Source organism: Nocardioides caeni (assembly GCF_004912195.1).
In the GTDB taxonomy this organism is placed as follows: Bacteria; Actinomycetota; Actinomycetes; order Propionibacteriales; family Nocardioidaceae; genus Nocardioides; species Nocardioides caeni.
Window position 1 is genome coordinate 20,112 of the sequence record NZ_STGW01000007.1, and the last position, 13,600, is coordinate 33,711.

The 13,600-nt window shown below is 69.5% G+C and carries 23 protein-coding genes and 1 pseudogene; 4 read left to right on the plus strand and 20 right to left on the minus strand.

Annotated features, from left to right (window positions below):
• Nucleotides 1–2 precede the first annotated feature (2 nt).
• The 20 genes and pseudogenes from rpmD to rpsJ form a co-directional block, all read right to left on the minus strand.
• On the minus strand, nucleotides 3–191 hold the full coding sequence (gene rpmD / locus E9934_RS11845) for a 50S ribosomal protein L30 (RefSeq protein WP_136563105.1): 189 nt from the start codon (nucleotides 189–191) through the stop codon (nucleotides 3–5).
• Nucleotides 191–832 (minus strand): 30S ribosomal protein S5, encoded by a 642-nt coding sequence (rpsE, locus tag E9934_RS11850; RefSeq protein ID WP_136563106.1) that lies wholly within the window; start codon nucleotides 830–832, stop codon nucleotides 191–193. The genes rpmD and rpsE overlap by 1 nt, the downstream gene beginning before the upstream one ends.
• A 25-nt stretch (nucleotides 833–857) precedes the next feature.
• Nucleotides 858–1,241: a 50S ribosomal protein L18 gene (gene rplR, locus E9934_RS11855; protein WP_136563259.1), complete on the minus strand. Its 384-nt coding sequence runs from the start codon at nucleotides 1,239–1,241 to the stop codon at nucleotides 858–860.
• 2 nt (nucleotides 1,242–1,243) lie between these two features.
• On the minus strand, nucleotides 1,244–1,783 hold the full coding sequence (gene rplF / locus E9934_RS11860) for a 50S ribosomal protein L6 (RefSeq protein WP_136563107.1): 540 nt from the start codon (nucleotides 1,781–1,783) through the stop codon (nucleotides 1,244–1,246).
• A gap of 20 nt (nucleotides 1,784–1,803) precedes the next feature.
• Nucleotides 1,804–2,208 carry a 30S ribosomal protein S8 gene (gene rpsH, locus E9934_RS11865; protein ID WP_136563108.1) on the minus strand — a complete coding sequence of 135 codons (405 nt, stop codon included), beginning with the start codon at nucleotides 2,206–2,208 and terminating at the stop codon, nucleotides 1,804–1,806.
• Nucleotides 2,209–2,275: 67 nt separating this feature from the next.
• Entirely contained in the window at nucleotides 2,276–2,461 is a 186-nt protein-coding gene (locus E9934_RS11870) for a type Z 30S ribosomal protein S14 (protein ID WP_056599702.1), read from the minus strand.
• A 1-nt stretch (nucleotide 2,462) separates the two neighbouring features.
• Nucleotides 2,463–3,041 carry a 50S ribosomal protein L5 gene (rplE, locus tag E9934_RS11875; RefSeq protein WP_162851550.1) on the minus strand — a complete coding sequence of 193 codons (579 nt, stop codon included), beginning with the start codon at nucleotides 3,039–3,041 and terminating at the stop codon, nucleotides 2,463–2,465.
• A complete protein-coding gene (gene rplX, locus E9934_RS11880; protein ID WP_238694923.1) occupies nucleotides 3,041–3,436 on the minus strand; it encodes a 50S ribosomal protein L24 in 396 nt (131 codons plus the stop codon). Before rplX ends, rplE begins: the two co-directional genes overlap by 1 nt.
• Nucleotides 3,436–3,804, minus strand: coding sequence for a 50S ribosomal protein L14 (gene rplN, locus E9934_RS11885; protein ID WP_011757324.1), 369 nt, complete (start codon nucleotides 3,802–3,804; stop codon nucleotides 3,436–3,438). The genes rplX and rplN overlap by 1 nt, the downstream gene beginning before the upstream one ends.
• 91 nt (nucleotides 3,805–3,895) lie before the next feature.
• Nucleotides 3,896–4,168: a 30S ribosomal protein S17 gene (gene rpsQ, locus E9934_RS11890; RefSeq protein ID WP_136563109.1), complete on the minus strand. Its 273-nt coding sequence runs from the start codon at nucleotides 4,166–4,168 to the stop codon at nucleotides 3,896–3,898.
• On the minus strand, nucleotides 4,168–4,407 hold the full coding sequence (rpmC, locus tag E9934_RS11895) for a 50S ribosomal protein L29 (protein WP_136563110.1): 240 nt from the start codon (nucleotides 4,405–4,407) through the stop codon (nucleotides 4,168–4,170). Before rpmC ends, rpsQ begins: the two co-directional genes overlap by 1 nt.
• The gene (rplP, locus tag E9934_RS11900; protein ID WP_038681126.1) at nucleotides 4,407–4,826 is read right to left on the minus strand and encodes a 50S ribosomal protein L16; all 420 of its coding nucleotides are present in this window, start codon (nucleotides 4,824–4,826) and stop codon (nucleotides 4,407–4,409) included. The genes rpmC and rplP overlap by 1 nt, the downstream gene beginning before the upstream one ends.
• A 3-nt stretch (nucleotides 4,827–4,829) precedes the next feature.
• Nucleotides 4,830–5,654: a 30S ribosomal protein S3 gene (rpsC, locus tag E9934_RS11905; RefSeq protein WP_136563111.1), complete on the minus strand. Its 825-nt coding sequence runs from the start codon at nucleotides 5,652–5,654 to the stop codon at nucleotides 4,830–4,832.
• On the minus strand, nucleotides 5,654–6,076 hold the full coding sequence (gene rplV, locus E9934_RS11910; protein WP_136563112.1) for a 50S ribosomal protein L22: 423 nt from the start codon (nucleotides 6,074–6,076) through the stop codon (nucleotides 5,654–5,656). Before rplV ends, rpsC begins: the two co-directional genes overlap by 1 nt.
• Nucleotides 6,073–6,354 carry a 30S ribosomal protein S19 gene (rpsS, locus tag E9934_RS11915; protein ID WP_136563113.1) on the minus strand — a complete coding sequence of 94 codons (282 nt, stop codon included), beginning with the start codon at nucleotides 6,352–6,354 and terminating at the stop codon, nucleotides 6,073–6,075. The genes rplV and rpsS overlap by 4 nt, the downstream gene beginning before the upstream one ends.
• Before the next feature lie 15 nt (nucleotides 6,355–6,369).
• Nucleotides 6,370–7,206 carry a 50S ribosomal protein L2 gene (gene rplB, locus E9934_RS11920; RefSeq protein WP_136563114.1) on the minus strand — a complete coding sequence of 279 codons (837 nt, stop codon included), beginning with the start codon at nucleotides 7,204–7,206 and terminating at the stop codon, nucleotides 6,370–6,372.
• On the minus strand, nucleotides 7,206–7,508 hold the full coding sequence (rplW, locus tag E9934_RS11925; protein ID WP_136563115.1) for a 50S ribosomal protein L23: 303 nt from the start codon (nucleotides 7,506–7,508) through the stop codon (nucleotides 7,206–7,208). The genes rplB and rplW overlap by 1 nt, the downstream gene beginning before the upstream one ends.
• 11 nt (nucleotides 7,509–7,519) lie before the next feature.
• Nucleotides 7,520–8,125, minus strand: a pseudogene (gene rplD, locus E9934_RS11930) (50S ribosomal protein L4); the annotation flags it as partial.
• A 5-nt stretch (nucleotides 8,126–8,130) separates the two neighbouring features.
• Nucleotides 8,131–8,781, minus strand: coding sequence for a 50S ribosomal protein L3 (gene rplC / locus E9934_RS11935; RefSeq protein ID WP_136563117.1), 651 nt, complete (start codon nucleotides 8,779–8,781; stop codon nucleotides 8,131–8,133).
• A gap of 10 nt (nucleotides 8,782–8,791) precedes the next feature.
• Nucleotides 8,792–9,100 carry a 30S ribosomal protein S10 gene (gene rpsJ / locus E9934_RS11940; RefSeq protein ID WP_136563118.1) on the minus strand — a complete coding sequence of 103 codons (309 nt, stop codon included), beginning with the start codon at nucleotides 9,098–9,100 and terminating at the stop codon, nucleotides 8,792–8,794.
• A gap of 476 nt (nucleotides 9,101–9,576) precedes the next feature.
• On the opposite strand from rpsJ, the gene E9934_RS11945 reads away from it, so the two are divergent.
• From E9934_RS11945 to E9934_RS11960, 4 genes are read left to right on the plus strand one after another with little or no spacing between them, the layout of a single operon-like run.
• Nucleotides 9,577–10,722 carry a DUF7847 domain-containing protein gene (locus E9934_RS11945; protein ID WP_136563119.1) on the plus strand — a complete coding sequence of 382 codons (1,146 nt, stop codon included), beginning with the start codon at nucleotides 9,577–9,579 and terminating at the stop codon, nucleotides 10,720–10,722.
• Nucleotides 10,719–11,381: a DUF4129 domain-containing protein gene (locus E9934_RS11950; RefSeq protein ID WP_136563120.1), complete on the plus strand. Its 663-nt coding sequence runs from the start codon at nucleotides 10,719–10,721 to the stop codon at nucleotides 11,379–11,381. Before E9934_RS11945 ends, E9934_RS11950 begins: the two co-directional genes overlap by 4 nt.
• Nucleotides 11,378–12,538: a DUF4350 domain-containing protein gene (locus E9934_RS11955; protein WP_136563121.1), complete on the plus strand. Its 1,161-nt coding sequence runs from the start codon at nucleotides 11,378–11,380 to the stop codon at nucleotides 12,536–12,538. The genes E9934_RS11950 and E9934_RS11955 overlap by 4 nt, the downstream gene beginning before the upstream one ends.
• Nucleotides 12,535–13,593, plus strand: a complete 1,059-nt coding sequence (locus tag E9934_RS11960) for an AAA family ATPase (protein ID WP_136563122.1) — start codon at nucleotides 12,535–12,537, stop codon at nucleotides 13,591–13,593. The genes E9934_RS11955 and E9934_RS11960 overlap by 4 nt, the downstream gene beginning before the upstream one ends.
• Nucleotides 13,594–13,600 lie beyond the last annotated feature (7 nt).

Below are 13,600 nucleotides of genomic sequence, written 5' to 3' on the forward strand. Positions count from 1 at the left end.
GGTCACTCGCCTCCGACGACCTCGAACGTCACCAGGTGACGAACGGTCTGGATCATCCCGCGGATCTCGGGACGGTCCTCCTTGATCACGACGTCGCCGATCCGCTTGAGACCGAGGCTGCGCAGCGTCTCACGCTGGTTGGCCTTGGTGCCGATCTTCGACTTGGTCTGCTGGACCTTCAGCTGTGCCATCAGGCCGACACCGCCTCAGGTGCGGTCTTGGCGGCAGCAGCAGCGGCCTCGCCCTCGGCCTTGGCCTTGAGCAGCGCCGCCGGAGCGACGTGCTCGACCGGCAGGCCACGACGGGCAGCGACCGTCTCGGGCATCTCCAGCATGCGCAGCGCCTCGACGGTCGCGTGCACGATGTTGATCTGGTTGGACGAGCCCAGCGACTTGCTGAGCACGTCGTGGATGCCGGCGCACTCGAGAACGGCGCGCACCGGGCCACCGGCGATCACACCGGTACCGGGAGCAGCCGGACGAAGGAAGACCACGCCTGCGGCCTTCTCGCCCTGCACCGGGTGCGGGATCGTGCCCTGGATGCGGGGGACGCGGAAGAAGTTCTTCTTCGCCTCCTCGACACCCTTGGCGATCGCCGCGGGAACTTCCTTGGCCTTGCCGTAGCCGACGCCGACCAGGCCGTCGCCGTCACCGACGATGACGAGGGCGGTGAAGCTGAAGCGACGACCACCCTTCACGACCTTGGCGACGCGGTTGATGGCAACGACGCGCTCGACGTACTGGCTCTTCTCGGCGCCGCCACGGCCGCCGTCGCGACCGCCACGGCCACCACGGTCGCCACCCGTCCGCTGTCCGCGCTGGGGTGCACTCATGATTTCTCCTCAGTCCTGTTCGCGGTCAGAAGGTCAGGCCGCCCTCGCGGGCGCCATCTGCCAGGGCCGCGATGCGACCGTGATACTTGTTGCCGGCGCGGTCGAAGACGACCGACTCGACACCCTGTTCCTTGGCGCGGGCGGCGACGAGCTCGCCGACCTTCTTGGCCTTCGCGGTCTTGTCCCCGTCGAGTGCGCGCAGGTCGCCCTCGAGGGTCGAGGCCGAGACCAGCGTCTTGCCGACCAGGTCGTCGACGACCTGGGCGGTGATGTGCTTCGTCGAGCGGGTGACCACCAGGCGCGGACGCGCGGCGGTACCGGACAGCTTCTTGCGGCCCCGGATCTGGCGGCGCAGCTTGGAGCTGGCTCGCGAGGAGAGGTTCCGCTTGTGCTTGAGCGTGATCGCCATGGTCACTTACCAGCCTTTCCGACCTTGCGGCGGACGTGCTCGCCCGCGTAGCGGACGCCCTTGCCCTTGTAGGGCTCCGGCTTCCTGAGCTTGCGGATGTTGGCCGCGACCTCACCGACGAGCTGCTTGTCGATGCCGACCACGCCGAGCTTGGTCGGGCCCTCGACGGCGAAGGTGATGCCCTCCGGCGCGTCGAAGATGATCGGGTGCGAGTAACCGAGCTGGAACTCCAGCTGGGTCGGGCCCTTGGACAGGACGCGGTAACCCACGCCCACGATCTCGAGCTTCTTCTCGTAGCCGTCGGTCACGCCGACGACCATGTTGTTGATCAGCGTCCGGGACAGGCCGTGGAGCGACTTGGAGGTCCGCTCGTCGTTGGGGCGCTTGACGTCGAGGACGCCTTCACCCTTCTCGACGGTGATCGGGTCGGACACCGTGTGCGACAGGGTGCCCTTGGGGCCCTTGACGATCACGGTCTGGCCGTCGATCTGGACATCCACGCCACCGGGGACCGGAACGGGGAGCTTGCCAATGCGAGACATCTACCTGATTCCCTTCCCACTCACCAGACGTAGGCGAGGACTTCCCCACCCACGCCCTTCTGGTTGGCCTGACGGTCGGGCAGGAGGCCCTGGCTCGTCGAGATGATCGCGACGCCCAGGGCGCCGAGCACCTTCGGGAGAGCCGTGTGCTTGGCGTAGACGCGCAGGCCGGGCTTGCTGATCCGGCGGACGCCCGCGATGGAGCGCTCCCGGTTGCGGCCGTACTTGAGGGTGACGGTCAGCAGCTTGCCGACGCCGTTCTCGTTGTCGGCCACGGCGAACGAGGTGATGTAGCCCTCCTGCTTGAGGATCTCGGCCACACCCTCCTTCAGCTTGCTGTACGGCATGGTCACCGCGTCGTGGTACGCCTGATTGGCGTTGCGCAGACGCGTGAGCATGTCTGCGATCGGGTCAGTCATCGTCATGATGTGTGTTCTTTCTCGAAGTGGTTTCGCGACGCGTCAGTGGCGGCGCGACCTGCTACGTGGTGGGTTACCAGCTCGACTTGGTGACACCGGGCAGCTCGCCACGGTGCGCCATCTCGCGCAGGCAGATACGGCACAGGCCGAACTTGCGGTAGACGGACTTCGGACGGCCGCAGCGCTGGCAGCGGGTGTAGCCGCGAACAGCGAACTTCGGCTTGCGGGCGGCCTTGACCTTGAGGGAAGTCTTCGCCATGTCAGTTCTCCTTGAACGGGAAGCCGAGCTGCTTCAGCAGCGCCCGACCCTGCTCGTCGTTGGTCGCGGTGGTCACGATGGTGATGTCCATGCCCCGCTGGCGGTCGACCTTGTCCTGGTCGATCTCGTGGAACATGACCTGCTCGGTCAGGCCGAACGTGTAGTTGCCGCGGCCGTCGAACTGCTTGGGCGAGAGACCACGGAAGTCACGGATGCGGGGCAGCGCGAGCGCCAGCAGCCGGTCCAGGAACTCCCACATCCGGTCGCCACGCAGCGTGACGTGCGTGCCGATCGGCATGCCCTCGCGCAGCTTGAACTGGGCGATGGACTTGCGGGCCTTGGTGACGGCCGGCTTCTGGCCGGTGATCGCGGTGAGGTCGCGGATCGCGCCCTCGATCAGCTTCGAGTCACGCGCAGCCTCGCCGACGCCCATGTTGACCACGATCTTCACCAGACCGGGGACCTGCATGACGTTGGCGATCTCGAACTCGGTGCGCAGCGCCGGGAGGATCTCCTCACGGTACTTCGTCTTGAGCCGGGGCGTGACCTTCTCGGCCACGTCGACGGTGGTCTCGGTCATCAGATTTCCTTCCCGGTCTTGCGGGAGATGCGGACGCTGCGGGTCGAGGCGTACTCCGAGCCGTCGGGACGACGCTTGGTGACCTCGACGCGCTTGTGGCCGACGCGGGTGACGCCGTCACCCTCGACGAGCATCACGTTGGAGACGTGGATGGGCGCCTCGGTGGTGATGATGCCGCCGGTGTTGCCGGCACGACCACCCTGGTCGACGACCTTGGTGTGCTTCTTGATGCGGTTGACACCCTCGACGATCACCCGCTCCTCCTCACGGAGGACCTTGATGATCTTGCCCTCGGCACCCTTGTCCTTGCCGGCGATGACCTTGACGGTGTCGCCCTTCTTGACGTGCAGGTGGGGCTTCTTGCGGGTCTGCTCGGACTTCTTGCGGGTAGCCATCACAGCACCTCCGGCGCCAGCGAGATGATCTTCATGAACTTCTTCTCGCGCAGCTCGCGGCCCACGGGGCCGAAGATACGCGTGCCACGGGGCTCGCCGTCGTTCTTGAGGATCACCGCGGCGTTCTCGTCGAAGCGGATGTAGGAGCCGTCGGGACGGCGCCGCTCCTTGACCGTGCGGACGACGACCGCCTTGACGACGTCACCCTTCTTGACGTTGCCACCGGGGATGGCGTCCTTCACCGTGGCGACGATGACGTCGCCGATCCCGGCGTAGCGACGACCGGAACCGCCGAGCACACGGATGCAGAGGATCTCCTTCGCACCGGTGTTGTCGGCGACCTTGAGTCGCGACTCCTGCTGAATCATCAGTTTCTCCTGGTTGTCGTGCCGGTTCTCGCAGCCTCAGCGGGCCACGAGCCTTGCCGAACGGGGGTAGTCCTCGCCTGGCGGCGAGAGGTCACTTCGCGCGCTCGAGGATCTCCACCACGCGCCAGCGCTTGGTGGCCGACAGCGGGCGGGTCTCCATGATCAGGACACGGTCGCCGACGCCGCAGTCGTTCTGCTCGTCGTGGGCCTTGAGCCGCGTGTTGCGACGCATGACCTTGCCGTAGAGGGCGTGCTTGACGCGGTCCTCGACGGACACGACCACGGTCTTGTCCATCTTGTCGCTCACCACGAGGCCCTCACGAGTCTTGCGGCTGTTGCGCTCGGTGGCAGTCGAGTCGGTCATCAGTTCTCCTCCTCCGCGCCCGGCGCGGTCCGGATGCCGAGCTCGCGCTCACGCACCACGGTGTAGATCCGGGCGATGTCCTTCTTGACCGTGCGGAGCCGCCCGTGGCTCTCCAGCTGGCCGGTGGCCGCCTGGAAGCGCAGGTTGAACAGCTCCTCCTTGGCCTCGCGCAGCTTGGCCTCGAGGTCGATGTTGTTGAGCTCGTCGAGCTCGTGAGCCTTCGTGACGTTGCTGGCCATCAGAACTCACCGGCCTCTCGGGTGATGAAGCGGCACTTCATGGGGAGCTTGTGGATGGCACGGCGCATCGCCTCGCGGGCGACGTCCTCCGGCACACCGGACAGCTCGAACATGACGCGGCCGGGCTTGACGTTGGCGACCCACCACTCCGGCGAGCCCTTACCGGAACCCATGCGGGTCTCGGCCGGCTTCTTGGTGAGGGGGCGGTCCGGATAGATGTTGATCCAGACCTTTCCGCCACGCTTGATGTGGCGGGTCATCGCGATACGAGCGGACTCGATCTGGCGGTTGGTCACGTAGTGACCCTCGACCGCCTGGATACCGAAGTCACCGAACGCGAGCGACGTACCGCCCTTGGCAGCACCCCGACGCTTCGGGTGGTGCTGCTTGCGGTGCTTGACGCGACGCGGCATCAACATGGGTCAGGACTCCGATCCGGTGCTCGGCTCGGCAGCCGGCGTCTCGACGGCCTCCGCGGGAGCGGAGCCCTCGGCACGGTCCGAGCGGTTCGGGCGGTCGCCGCGCGACCCACGGGTCGGGCGGTCGCCACCACGGTTGGGACGGCCACCGCGGCCGGGGACACCGGCGCGGGCAGCGGCCTGGGCCTGGCGCTCGGCACGGGTGCCGGCGACCTCGCCCTTGTAGATCCAGACCTTCACGCCGATGCGGCCGAAGGTCGTGCGGGCCTCGTAGAAGCCGTAGTCGATGTCGGCGCGGAGGGTGTGCAGCGGCACGCGACCCTCGCGGTAGAACTCGGTGCGCGACATCTCGGCGCCGTTGAGACGACCCGAGCACTGGATCCGGATGCCCTTGGCACCGGAGCGCATCGAGGTCTGCATCGCCTTGCGCATCGCACGACGGAACTGCACACGGCCGGAGAGCTGCTCGGCGACGCCCTGGGCAACCAGCTGCGCGTCGATCTCGGGGTTCTTGACCTCGAGGATGTTGAGCTGCACCTGCTTGCCGGTGAGCTTCTCGAGCTCGCCGCGGATGCGGTCGGCCTCGGCGCCGCGGCGGCCGATGACGATGCCCGGACGCGCGGTGTGGATGTCGACACGGACCCGGTCACGGGTGCGCTCGATCTCGACCTTCGCGATGCCGGCCCGCTCCATGCCCTTGCTGAGCAGCTTGCGGATGGCGACGTCCTCGCCGACGTACGACTTGTAGAGCTTGTCGGCGTACCAACGCGACTTGTGGTCGGTGGAGATGCCGAGGCGGAAGCCGTTCGGGTTGATCTTCTGGCCCATTACTTCTTGCCCTTCTTCCCGGCGACGACGTCCGCCGGCTGCACGGCGATGGTGATGTGGCTGGTGCGCTTGTTGATCCGGGTGGCCCGGCCCTGCGCACGCGGACGCCAGCGCTTCATCGTCGGCCCCTCGTCCACACGGGCGACGGCGACGACCAGGTCGCCGGCCGCGAGGCCCTCGGTGGTCTCGGCGTTGGCAACGGCGCTCTCGATGACCTTGTAGACGGTCTCCGCCGCGGACTGCGGGGCGAACTGCAGCAGGGTCAGCGCCTCGTCGACGGGCAGGCCGCGGACCAGGTCCACGACGCGGCGCGCCTTCAACGGGGTGATCCGCTGGAAACGGGCGGTCGCGAACGCGCCGGGCTCCTCGCCCAGCAGCGACTCACGCCGCGCGCTCGTGCGGTGACGCTCGGTGGTGCTCATCGACGACGTCCCTTCCGGTCTTCCTTGACGTGACCGCGGTAGGTCCGGGTCGGGGCGAACTCGCCCAGCTTGTGGCCGACCATCGAGTCCGAGATGAAGACCGGCACGTGCTTGCGACCGTCGTGCACCGCGATGGTGTGACCGATCATCGAGGGGATGATCATCGAACGGCGCGACCAGGTCTTGATGACGTTGTGGGTGCCCTTCTCGTTCTCGGCGTCCACCTTCTTGAGGAGGTGGCCGTCGATGAAGGGGCCCTTCTTCAGGCTGCGAGGCATGTCAGTTCTTCCCTATCAGCGCTTGTTCTTGCCGGACTTGCGGCGACGGATGATCTGGCTGTCGCTGGCCTTGCGCTTGCGCGTACGGCCCTCGGGCTTGCCCCACGGCGAGACCGGGTGGCGACCACCGGAGGTCTTGCCCTCGCCACCACCGTGCGGGTGGTCGACCGGGTTCATGACGACACCACGGACGGTCGGGCGCTTGCCCTTCCAGCGCATGCGGCCGGCCTTGCCCCAGTTGATGTTGGACTGCTCGGCGTTGCCGACCTCGCCGACGGTGGCGCGGCAGCGCACGTCGACGTAGCGCATCTCGCCCGAGGGCAGACGCAGCGTGGCGCGGGAGCCCTCACGGGCGACGAGCTGCGCGCTGTTGCCCGCGGAGCGGGCCATCTTGGCGCCGCCACCGGGACGGAGCTCCACGCAGTGGATCGTCGTACCGACGGGGATGTTGCGCAGCGGCAGGTTGTTGCCGGGCTTGATGTCGGCACCCACACCGGACTCGACCCGCGCGCCCTGCGCCAGGTCCTTCGGCGCGACGATGTAGCGCTTCTCGCCGTCGGCGTAGTGCAGCAGCGCGATGCGGGCGGTGCGGTTGGGGTCGTACTCGATGTGAGCGACCTTGGCCGGCACGCCGTCCTTGTCGTAGCGACGGAAGTCGATGACGCGGTAGGCGCGCTTGTGACCGCCACCCTGGTGCCGGGTGGTGATCCGGCCCTGGTTGTTGCGGCCGCCCTTCTTGGGCAGCGGCCGGGTCAGCGACTTCTCAGGCGTCGTCCGGGTGATCTCGGCGAAGTCGGCCACCGAGGAGCCACGACGGCCCGGGGTGGTCGGCTTGTACTTGCGGATAGCCATCAGGCCTGACCTCCGAAGATGTCGATGCGGTGACCCTCGGCCAGGCTGACGATGGCGCGCTTGGTGTCCTTGCGCTTGCCCATGCCGTTGCGGGTCCGGCGGGTCTTGCCGGGCCGGTTGAGGGTGTTGACCGAGGTGACCTTGACGCCGAAGACCTTCTCGACCGCGATCTTGATCTCGGTCTTGTTGGCGTCAGGCCGCACGATGAACGTGTACTTGTTGTGGTCGAGGAGGCCGTAGCTCTTCTCCGACACGACCGGCGCGATCAGGATGTCGCGGTGGTCCTTGTGCAGGGTGCTCATCAGTTGTTCTCCTCACTCACGGACGTGCCGGAGGCGACGAGGCGGTCGAAGGCGGCCTTGCTGAACACCACGTCGTCGCTCGCGAGCACGTCGTAGGTGTTGAGCTGGTCGACCGCGACGATGTGCGCCTCGGGGGCGTTGCGCAGCGAGAGCCAGGTGACGCTGTCGGCGCGCTCGAGCACCACGAGGAACTTGCGGCGGTCGCTCAGCTCGAAGAGCGAGGCGAGCGCGGCCTTGGTCGACGGCTTGTCACCGGAGACCAGGGCCTCGACCACGTGGACGCGCTCGTTGCGGGCGCGGTCCGACAGGGCGCCCTTGAGCGCCGCGGCCTTCATCTTCTTCGGGGTGCGCTGGCTGTAGTCACGCGGCTGCGGACCGTGGACGACGCCACCACCGGCGAACTGCGGCGCGCGGGTCGAGCCCTGGCGGGCGCGGCCGGTGCCCTTCTGCTTGTAGGGCTTGCGGCCACCACCGCGGACCTCGCCGCGGGTCTTGGTGGCGTGCGTGCCCTGGCGGGCGGCGGCGCGCTGGGCGACGACGACCTGGTGGATCAGCGGCACGTTGACCTCGACGCCGAAGATCTCGGCGGGCAGGTCGACGGAAAGCTTCTTGGCCATGGTGATCAGCCCTTCTTCGCAGCAGTGCGGAGAACGACCAGGCCGCCACGGGGGCCGGGAACGGCGCCCTTGATGAGGACCAGGCCCTTCTCGACGTCGACGGCGTGGACGGTGCCGTTCTGGGTGGTGACGGTGTCGGAACCCATCCGGCCGGCCATCCGCAGACCCTTGAACACGCGTCCGGGCGTGGCGCAGGCGCCGATCGAGCCCGGCTTGCGGTGGTTGCGGTGGGCACCGTGCGAGGCGGAGACACCGGCGAAGCCGTGCCGCTTCATGACACCGGCGAAGCCCTTGCCCTTGCTGGTGCCGGTCACGTCGATGGCCTGGCCGGCCTCGAACGTGTCGACGGCCAGCTCCTGGCCCACGGTGTACTCGGACGCGTCGGCCGTGCGGATCTCGACGACGTGACGGCGCGGGGTCGTCCCGGCCTTGGCGAAGTGGCCCGCCTGCGGCTTGGTGACCTTGCGGCCCTCGATCTCGCCGTAGCCGATCTGGATGGCGTTGTAGCCGTCCGGCTCGGGCTGGCGGACCTGGGTCACGACGTTGGTGCCGGCGGCGACCACGGTGACGGGGACGACGCGGTTGTTCTCGTCCCAGAGCTGGGTCATGCCGAGCTTGGTGCCCAGCAGTCCCTTCACGTTGCGCTCAACAGTCATGTCAACTACCTCAGAGCTTGATCTCGATGTCGACACCGGCCGGCAGGTCGAGGCGCATGAGGCTGTCGACGGTCTTCGGCGTGGGGTCGATGATGTCGATGCGGCGCTTGTGGGTGCGCATCTCGAAGTGCTCGCGCGAGTCCTTGTACTTGTGCGGCGAGCGGATGACGCAGAACACGTTCTTCTCGGTCGGCAGCGGCACCGGGCCGGCGACCTTCGCGCCCGTCCGGGTGACGGTGTCAACGATCTTGCGCGCCGAGGTGTCGATCACCTCGTGGTCATAGGCCTTGAGCCTGATGCGGATCTTCTGTCCCGCCATAGGTCTCTCTCGTCCTTCTCGTCGTACGACTCGGGCTGTGTCCCGTTGGTCCTGTTTCGCTCCGACCCCCGAGGTCGGGCGTGTCGCACCCGGTTGTGGGCACGCACGTCTCCCCTGGGGAAGTGGAGCTGTTGTTCTGCGCTGCATCGGGTCTCACCCACCGGCCCCCGGCGAGCCGGTGATCGGTTGGTGCGCGGTGCGACCGAACGTCGACGACCTCGCACGCTCCTGGCGAAACGCCGCCGGCCAGGAGTCCTGTCCAGCGGCGCTCCCAGAGGGAGACACGATTCAGTAGTCAAGGTGTGTCGCACCCCGACGATCCCGTCGGAGCAACCGGAACATCTTGGCAGAGTTCGCAGCGCCCTCCAAATCGTCGCGGCCGGGAGCCTCGCCTCCCTGGCTCCCCCGTCCCCGCACCCGCAGACGCCGGGATGCAAGGATGAGGATCGCCGCCTGCACAGCCGACGAGGAGAGCGATGACCGACGGGCCGACGCACTACCCGCCGCCGGGCGCGCCGCTGCCGGAGGAGCCCGAGCCGCCGCGTGCCATGACGGGCGGCACTCGCCCGCCGGGTCCGCCCGCGGGCGGACCCCCACCGCCACCGACGCCCTGGGCGCCGTACGCCCCGCAGGGCGGGGGCGGACCCGCGCCGCAGCCCGGCTACCTGTTGGGCGCCGCCCACAAGCCCGGCGCCTTCCCGTTGCGTCCGCTGACGCTGGGGATGATCTATGACGGCGCGTTCCGCCTGATCCGTTTCAACCCGAAGGCCACCGTCGGCGCCGCGGTCCTGGTCACGGCGGTCGCAATGGCGATCCCGATCGTGATCACCGCCGTGCTCACGTTCACCGTCGGTCTCGCCATCGACGCCAGCGGGGACGTCGAGAGCGAGATCAGCACCGCGGACGCCGCCGGTCTGGTCGCGGCCTACGGCTCGCTCCTGCTCTCGATCGTGCTCGCCCAGATCGGCGTCATCTTCGTGACCGGCATGGTCGCCCACGTGGCCCGTGCCGCGGCGGTCGGACGACGGATGTCCCTCGGAGAGGCGTGGGCGGCCACCCACGGCAAGCGTTGGCGCCTGCTCGGGCTGACCCTGCTGATCAACACCGTGTTCCTCGTCCTCTTCGTGGTCTACGTCGTGCTCTGGGTCCTCGTCGTCGTGGTGAGCCCGGGCCCGTGGCCGATCGTCGCGTGGGGGCTGATCACGGTCCCGGCCATGATCTGTCTCTCGGCCTGGCTGTGGACGCGGCTCTACTACCTGCCCGTGCCGCCGCTGATGCTGGAGGACGTGGGCGTCTTCGGGGCGCTGGGCCGCTCGTGGACGCTGACCTCGCGTCAGTTCTGGCGGACGTTCGGCATCGGCCTGCTGACCGTGATCATCGGGTCGATCGCGGGCTCGATGCTGTCCTCGCCGGCGTCCTTCATCGGACAGATCGCCGCCTTCGCGCTGCCGGAGTACGCCGCACTGCTGCTCGTCCTCACCCAGGCGTTCGCCCTGGTGGTGCAGAACGCCTTCTATGCGCCCTTCCTGGCCGCGGTCAGCTCCGTGCAGTACCTCGACCTGCGGATGCGCAAGGAGGCCTTCGACGTCGAGCTGCTGCGCGAGGCGGGCATCGTCTCGTGACGGGTCCTCTCCTGACGGGCGGGGGGCTCGAGGTGCCGACGTTCCTCGTCCTTCGCGACCCTCCGCTCGACCCGAGCGGCGACGACGCGCGCAGCGACCTGCGCCGCGAGCTGGCGAAGCCGGAGTACTACGACCGCAACGTCCTCGACCGGATCGTCGGCTGGATCCAGGGACTGTTCGACGACACCGTCGCGGCGGCGTCCGGCGCCCCACCGGTGAGCGTCGCGGTGACGATCCTCGTGGCGCTGGCGCTGATCACGGCGATCATGCTGGTGGTCTCGCGGGCGCGGCGCACCGCCCGGGCCGAGCGCTCCGGCGCTCCCGCCCTCGCCGACGAGGCGATCTCGGCCGACGCACTGCGGGCTCGGGCGGAGCAGGCCCTGGCCGCCGGGGACGCAGCCGCGGCGCTGATCGACGCGTTCCGCGCGACGGCCGTCCGACAGGTGGAGCGGGACCGGATCGACGACGTCCCACAGGCCACCGCCCTCGAGCTGGCGCGAGCGCTCGCCGCCGCCTTCCCGGACCACGCAGCCGAGATCCACCGTGGCGCTGGCCTCTTCGACGAAGTGCTCTATGGCGACCACCCCGCCACCGTCGACCAGGCCCGCTCCCTGCTGAGCCTCGACGACGCCCTCGGCGGACGGGCGGTGCGACGGTGAGCGCCGCGCTCAACGCGACGACCGGTGCCGTCACGACGACCGGTCGCCTCCGGCGCTGGCTGCTGATCGGGCTCGCCATCGCAGCCGCCCTCGCCCTGGCCGTGTGGACCACCCGCGACAGCGAGGAGTGGCCCGACCCCCTCGACCCCCGCAACCCCGGCCCGGACGGCGCCCAGGCACTGGCGCGGGTGCTGGAGGACCAGGGAGTCGACGTCCGCATCGTCCGCTCCGCCGACGAGCTCGAGAGCGAGGACATCGACGACGACACCACGGTCGTCGTCACCGCGACGTCGTCCCTGTCGCCCACCACGACCGACCGGCTCCGCCGCCACGCCGCCCCCGGGCGGATCGTCCTCGTCGACCCCTCCCACCTCGTGCTCCAGGCCTACGACGACCGGATCACCGCACGCGCGGGATCGGCCGACGGCGTGGTCGCTGACTGCACCGGCGACACCGCGCTGGGCGACCTCCGGCTGGACGTGGAGCAGTCGACGGTCTTCGACGACGTCCCGACCGGTCGCGAGACCTGCTTCGCGACGGCCGACGGCGACGTGCTGGTCTCCGATGCCGACGCCGGCATCGTGCTGTTCGGCGCCGGTGACGCGCTGACCAACGAGCAGGTCACCCGCGGTGACAACGCCGCCGTCGCGTTGCGACTCCTCGGTCGCGACACCGAGCTGGTCTGGTACGTCCCCGACCCCACCGACGCCGAGCCCGACGAGGCGGTCACCCTGTCGTCGCTGATCCCCCGCTGGATCCAGCCCGGGCTCTTCCTCGCCGCCCTGGCGGCGCTGGCCCTCGTCCTGTGGCGCGTACGACGCCTCGGGCCGCTCTCGCGCGAGCCACTGCCGGTCGTGGTGCGCGGCGTGGAGACCGCGCACAGCCGCGGCCGGATGTATCGGCGCAGTGGCGACCGCGGGCACGCCGCCGCGGCCCTGCGCCGCGCCGCACGCGCCGACGTCGCCGCCCACCTGCGGCTGGACCGTCGCACTCCGCCGCTCGAGGTGGCCGAGGCCGCGGCCCGCCACCTGGGCGCCCGGCTCGACGACATCGCTGCGCTGCTGACCGACGACCAGCCCCCGCCCGCCAACGACCACGACCTGGTCCGGCTGGCCCACGAGCTCACCCGCCTGAGGAGAGAGGTACGACGAGGATGAACGACCTGACCGGGACACCATCACCCCAGCCGCCCCAGCCGCCCGAGCCGGGGAGCGGCACCACGCCTCCCCCGCCGCCGACCGGCGCGGGCGCCGACGACGCGGTGCGCGACCGGCTGCTCGCCGTACGCCAGGAGGTGGCGAAGGCCGTCGTCGGCCAGGACGCCGCGGTGTCCGGGCTGCTGGTGGCCCTCCTGTGCGGCGGGCACGTGCTGATGGAGGGGGTGCCCGGCACGGCCAAGACGCTGCTCGTGCGCACGCTCGCGGCCAGCCTCGCCGTCGAGACCCGACGGGTGCAGTTCACGCCCGACCTGATGCCGGGCGACATCACCGGCTCGCTGGTCATCGATGCGACCGCCGGCCGTTCGGGCGAGCTGACCTTCCGCGAGGGCCCGGTCTTCACCAACCTGCTCCTGGCCGACGAGATCAACCGGACGCCCCCGAAGACGCAGTCGGCGCTGCTGGAGGCCATGGAGGAGGGGCAGGTCTCCGCCGACGGCGTCACCCGACGGCTGCCCCGCCCGTTCCTCGTCGCGGCCACGCAGAACCCGGTCGAGTTCGAGGGCACCTATCCGCTGCCCGAGGCGCAACTGGACCGCTTCCTGCTCAAGGTGGTGCTGCCGATCCCGCCGCGCGACGACGAGATCGCCATCCTGTCCCGCCACGCCGACGGCTTCGACCCACGCGACGTGGCCGGCGCGGGCGTCACCGCCGTCGCCACCGCGGACGACCTCGAGGCCGGGCAGCGGGCGGTCAAGGCCGTGCAGGTCTCGCCCGAGGTGTCGACCTACATCGTCGACATCGCTCGCGCGACCCGTCAGTCGCCGTCACTGTCGCTGGGCGTGAGCCCCCGCGGCGCGGCCGCGCTGATGCGCGCGGCACGGGCCTGGGCCTGGCTCTCGGGCCGCGACTTCGTGACACCCGACGACGTCAAGGCGCTCGCCCATGCGGCGCTGGCCCACCGCCTGTCCCTGCGACCCGAGGCCGAGCTCGAGGGCGTGGACGTCGCCCAGGTGCTGGCCTCCGCGATCGGCTCCGTGCCGGTCCCCCGCTGAGACACCC

Excerpts from the sequence above, each read along its gene's own strand:
- rpmD (WP_136563105.1), bottom strand. The coding sequence starts at position 191 with ATGGCACAGCTGAAGGTCCAGCAGACCAAGTCGAAGATCGGCACCAAG.
- rpsE (WP_136563106.1), bottom strand. The coding sequence starts at position 832 with ATGAGTGCACCCCAGCGCGGACAGCGGACGGGTGGCGACCGTGGTGGC.
- rplR (WP_136563259.1), bottom strand. The coding sequence starts at position 1,241 with ATGGCGATCACGCTCAAGCACAAGCGGAACCTCTCCTCGCGAGCCAGC.
- rplF (WP_136563107.1), bottom strand. The coding sequence starts at position 1,783 with ATGTCTCGCATTGGCAAGCTCCCCGTTCCGGTCCCCGGTGGCGTGGAT.
- rpsH (WP_136563108.1), bottom strand. The coding sequence starts at position 2,208 with ATGACGATGACTGACCCGATCGCAGACATGCTCACGCGTCTGCGCAAC.
- E9934_RS11870 (WP_056599702.1), bottom strand. The coding sequence starts at position 2,461 with ATGGCGAAGACTTCCCTCAAGGTCAAGGCCGCCCGCAAGCCGAAGTTC.
- rplE (WP_162851550.1), bottom strand. The coding sequence starts at position 3,041 with ATGACCGAGACCACCGTCGACGTGGCCGAGAAGGTCACGCCCCGGCTC.
- rplX (WP_238694923.1), bottom strand. The coding sequence starts at position 3,436 with ATGGCTACCCGCAAGAAGTCCGAGCAGACCCGCAAGAAGCCCCACCTG.
- rplN (WP_011757324.1), bottom strand. The coding sequence starts at position 3,804 with ATGATTCAGCAGGAGTCGCGACTCAAGGTCGCCGACAACACCGGTGCG.
- rpsQ (WP_136563109.1), bottom strand. The coding sequence starts at position 4,168 with ATGACCGACTCGACTGCCACCGAGCGCAACAGCCGCAAGACTCGTGAG.
- rpmC (WP_136563110.1), bottom strand. The coding sequence starts at position 4,407 with ATGGCCAGCAACGTCACGAAGGCTCACGAGCTCGACGAGCTCAACAAC.
- rplP (WP_038681126.1), bottom strand. The coding sequence starts at position 4,826 with ATGTTGATGCCGCGTCGCGTCAAGCACCGCAAGCAGCACCACCCGAAG.
- rpsC (WP_136563111.1), bottom strand. The coding sequence starts at position 5,654 with ATGGGCCAGAAGATCAACCCGAACGGCTTCCGCCTCGGCATCTCCACC.
- rplV (WP_136563112.1), bottom strand. The coding sequence starts at position 6,076 with ATGAGCACCACCGAGCGTCACCGCACGAGCGCGCGGCGTGAGTCGCTG.
- rpsS (WP_136563113.1), bottom strand. The coding sequence starts at position 6,354 with ATGCCTCGCAGCCTGAAGAAGGGCCCCTTCATCGACGGCCACCTCCTC.
- rplB (WP_136563114.1), bottom strand. The coding sequence starts at position 7,206 with ATGGCTATCCGCAAGTACAAGCCGACCACCCCGGGCCGTCGTGGCTCC.
- rplW (WP_136563115.1), bottom strand. The coding sequence starts at position 7,508 with ATGAGCACCCTGCACAAGGACCACCGCGACATCCTGATCGCGCCGGTC.
- rplC (WP_136563117.1), bottom strand. The coding sequence starts at position 8,781 with ATGACTGTTGAGCGCAACGTGAAGGGACTGCTGGGCACCAAGCTCGGC.
- rpsJ (WP_136563118.1), bottom strand. The coding sequence starts at position 9,100 with ATGGCGGGACAGAAGATCCGCATCAGGCTCAAGGCCTATGACCACGAG.
- E9934_RS11945 (WP_136563119.1), top strand. The coding sequence starts at position 9,577 with ATGACCGACGGGCCGACGCACTACCCGCCGCCGGGCGCGCCGCTGCCG.
- E9934_RS11960 (WP_136563122.1), top strand. The coding sequence starts at position 12,535 with ATGAACGACCTGACCGGGACACCATCACCCCAGCCGCCCCAGCCGCCC.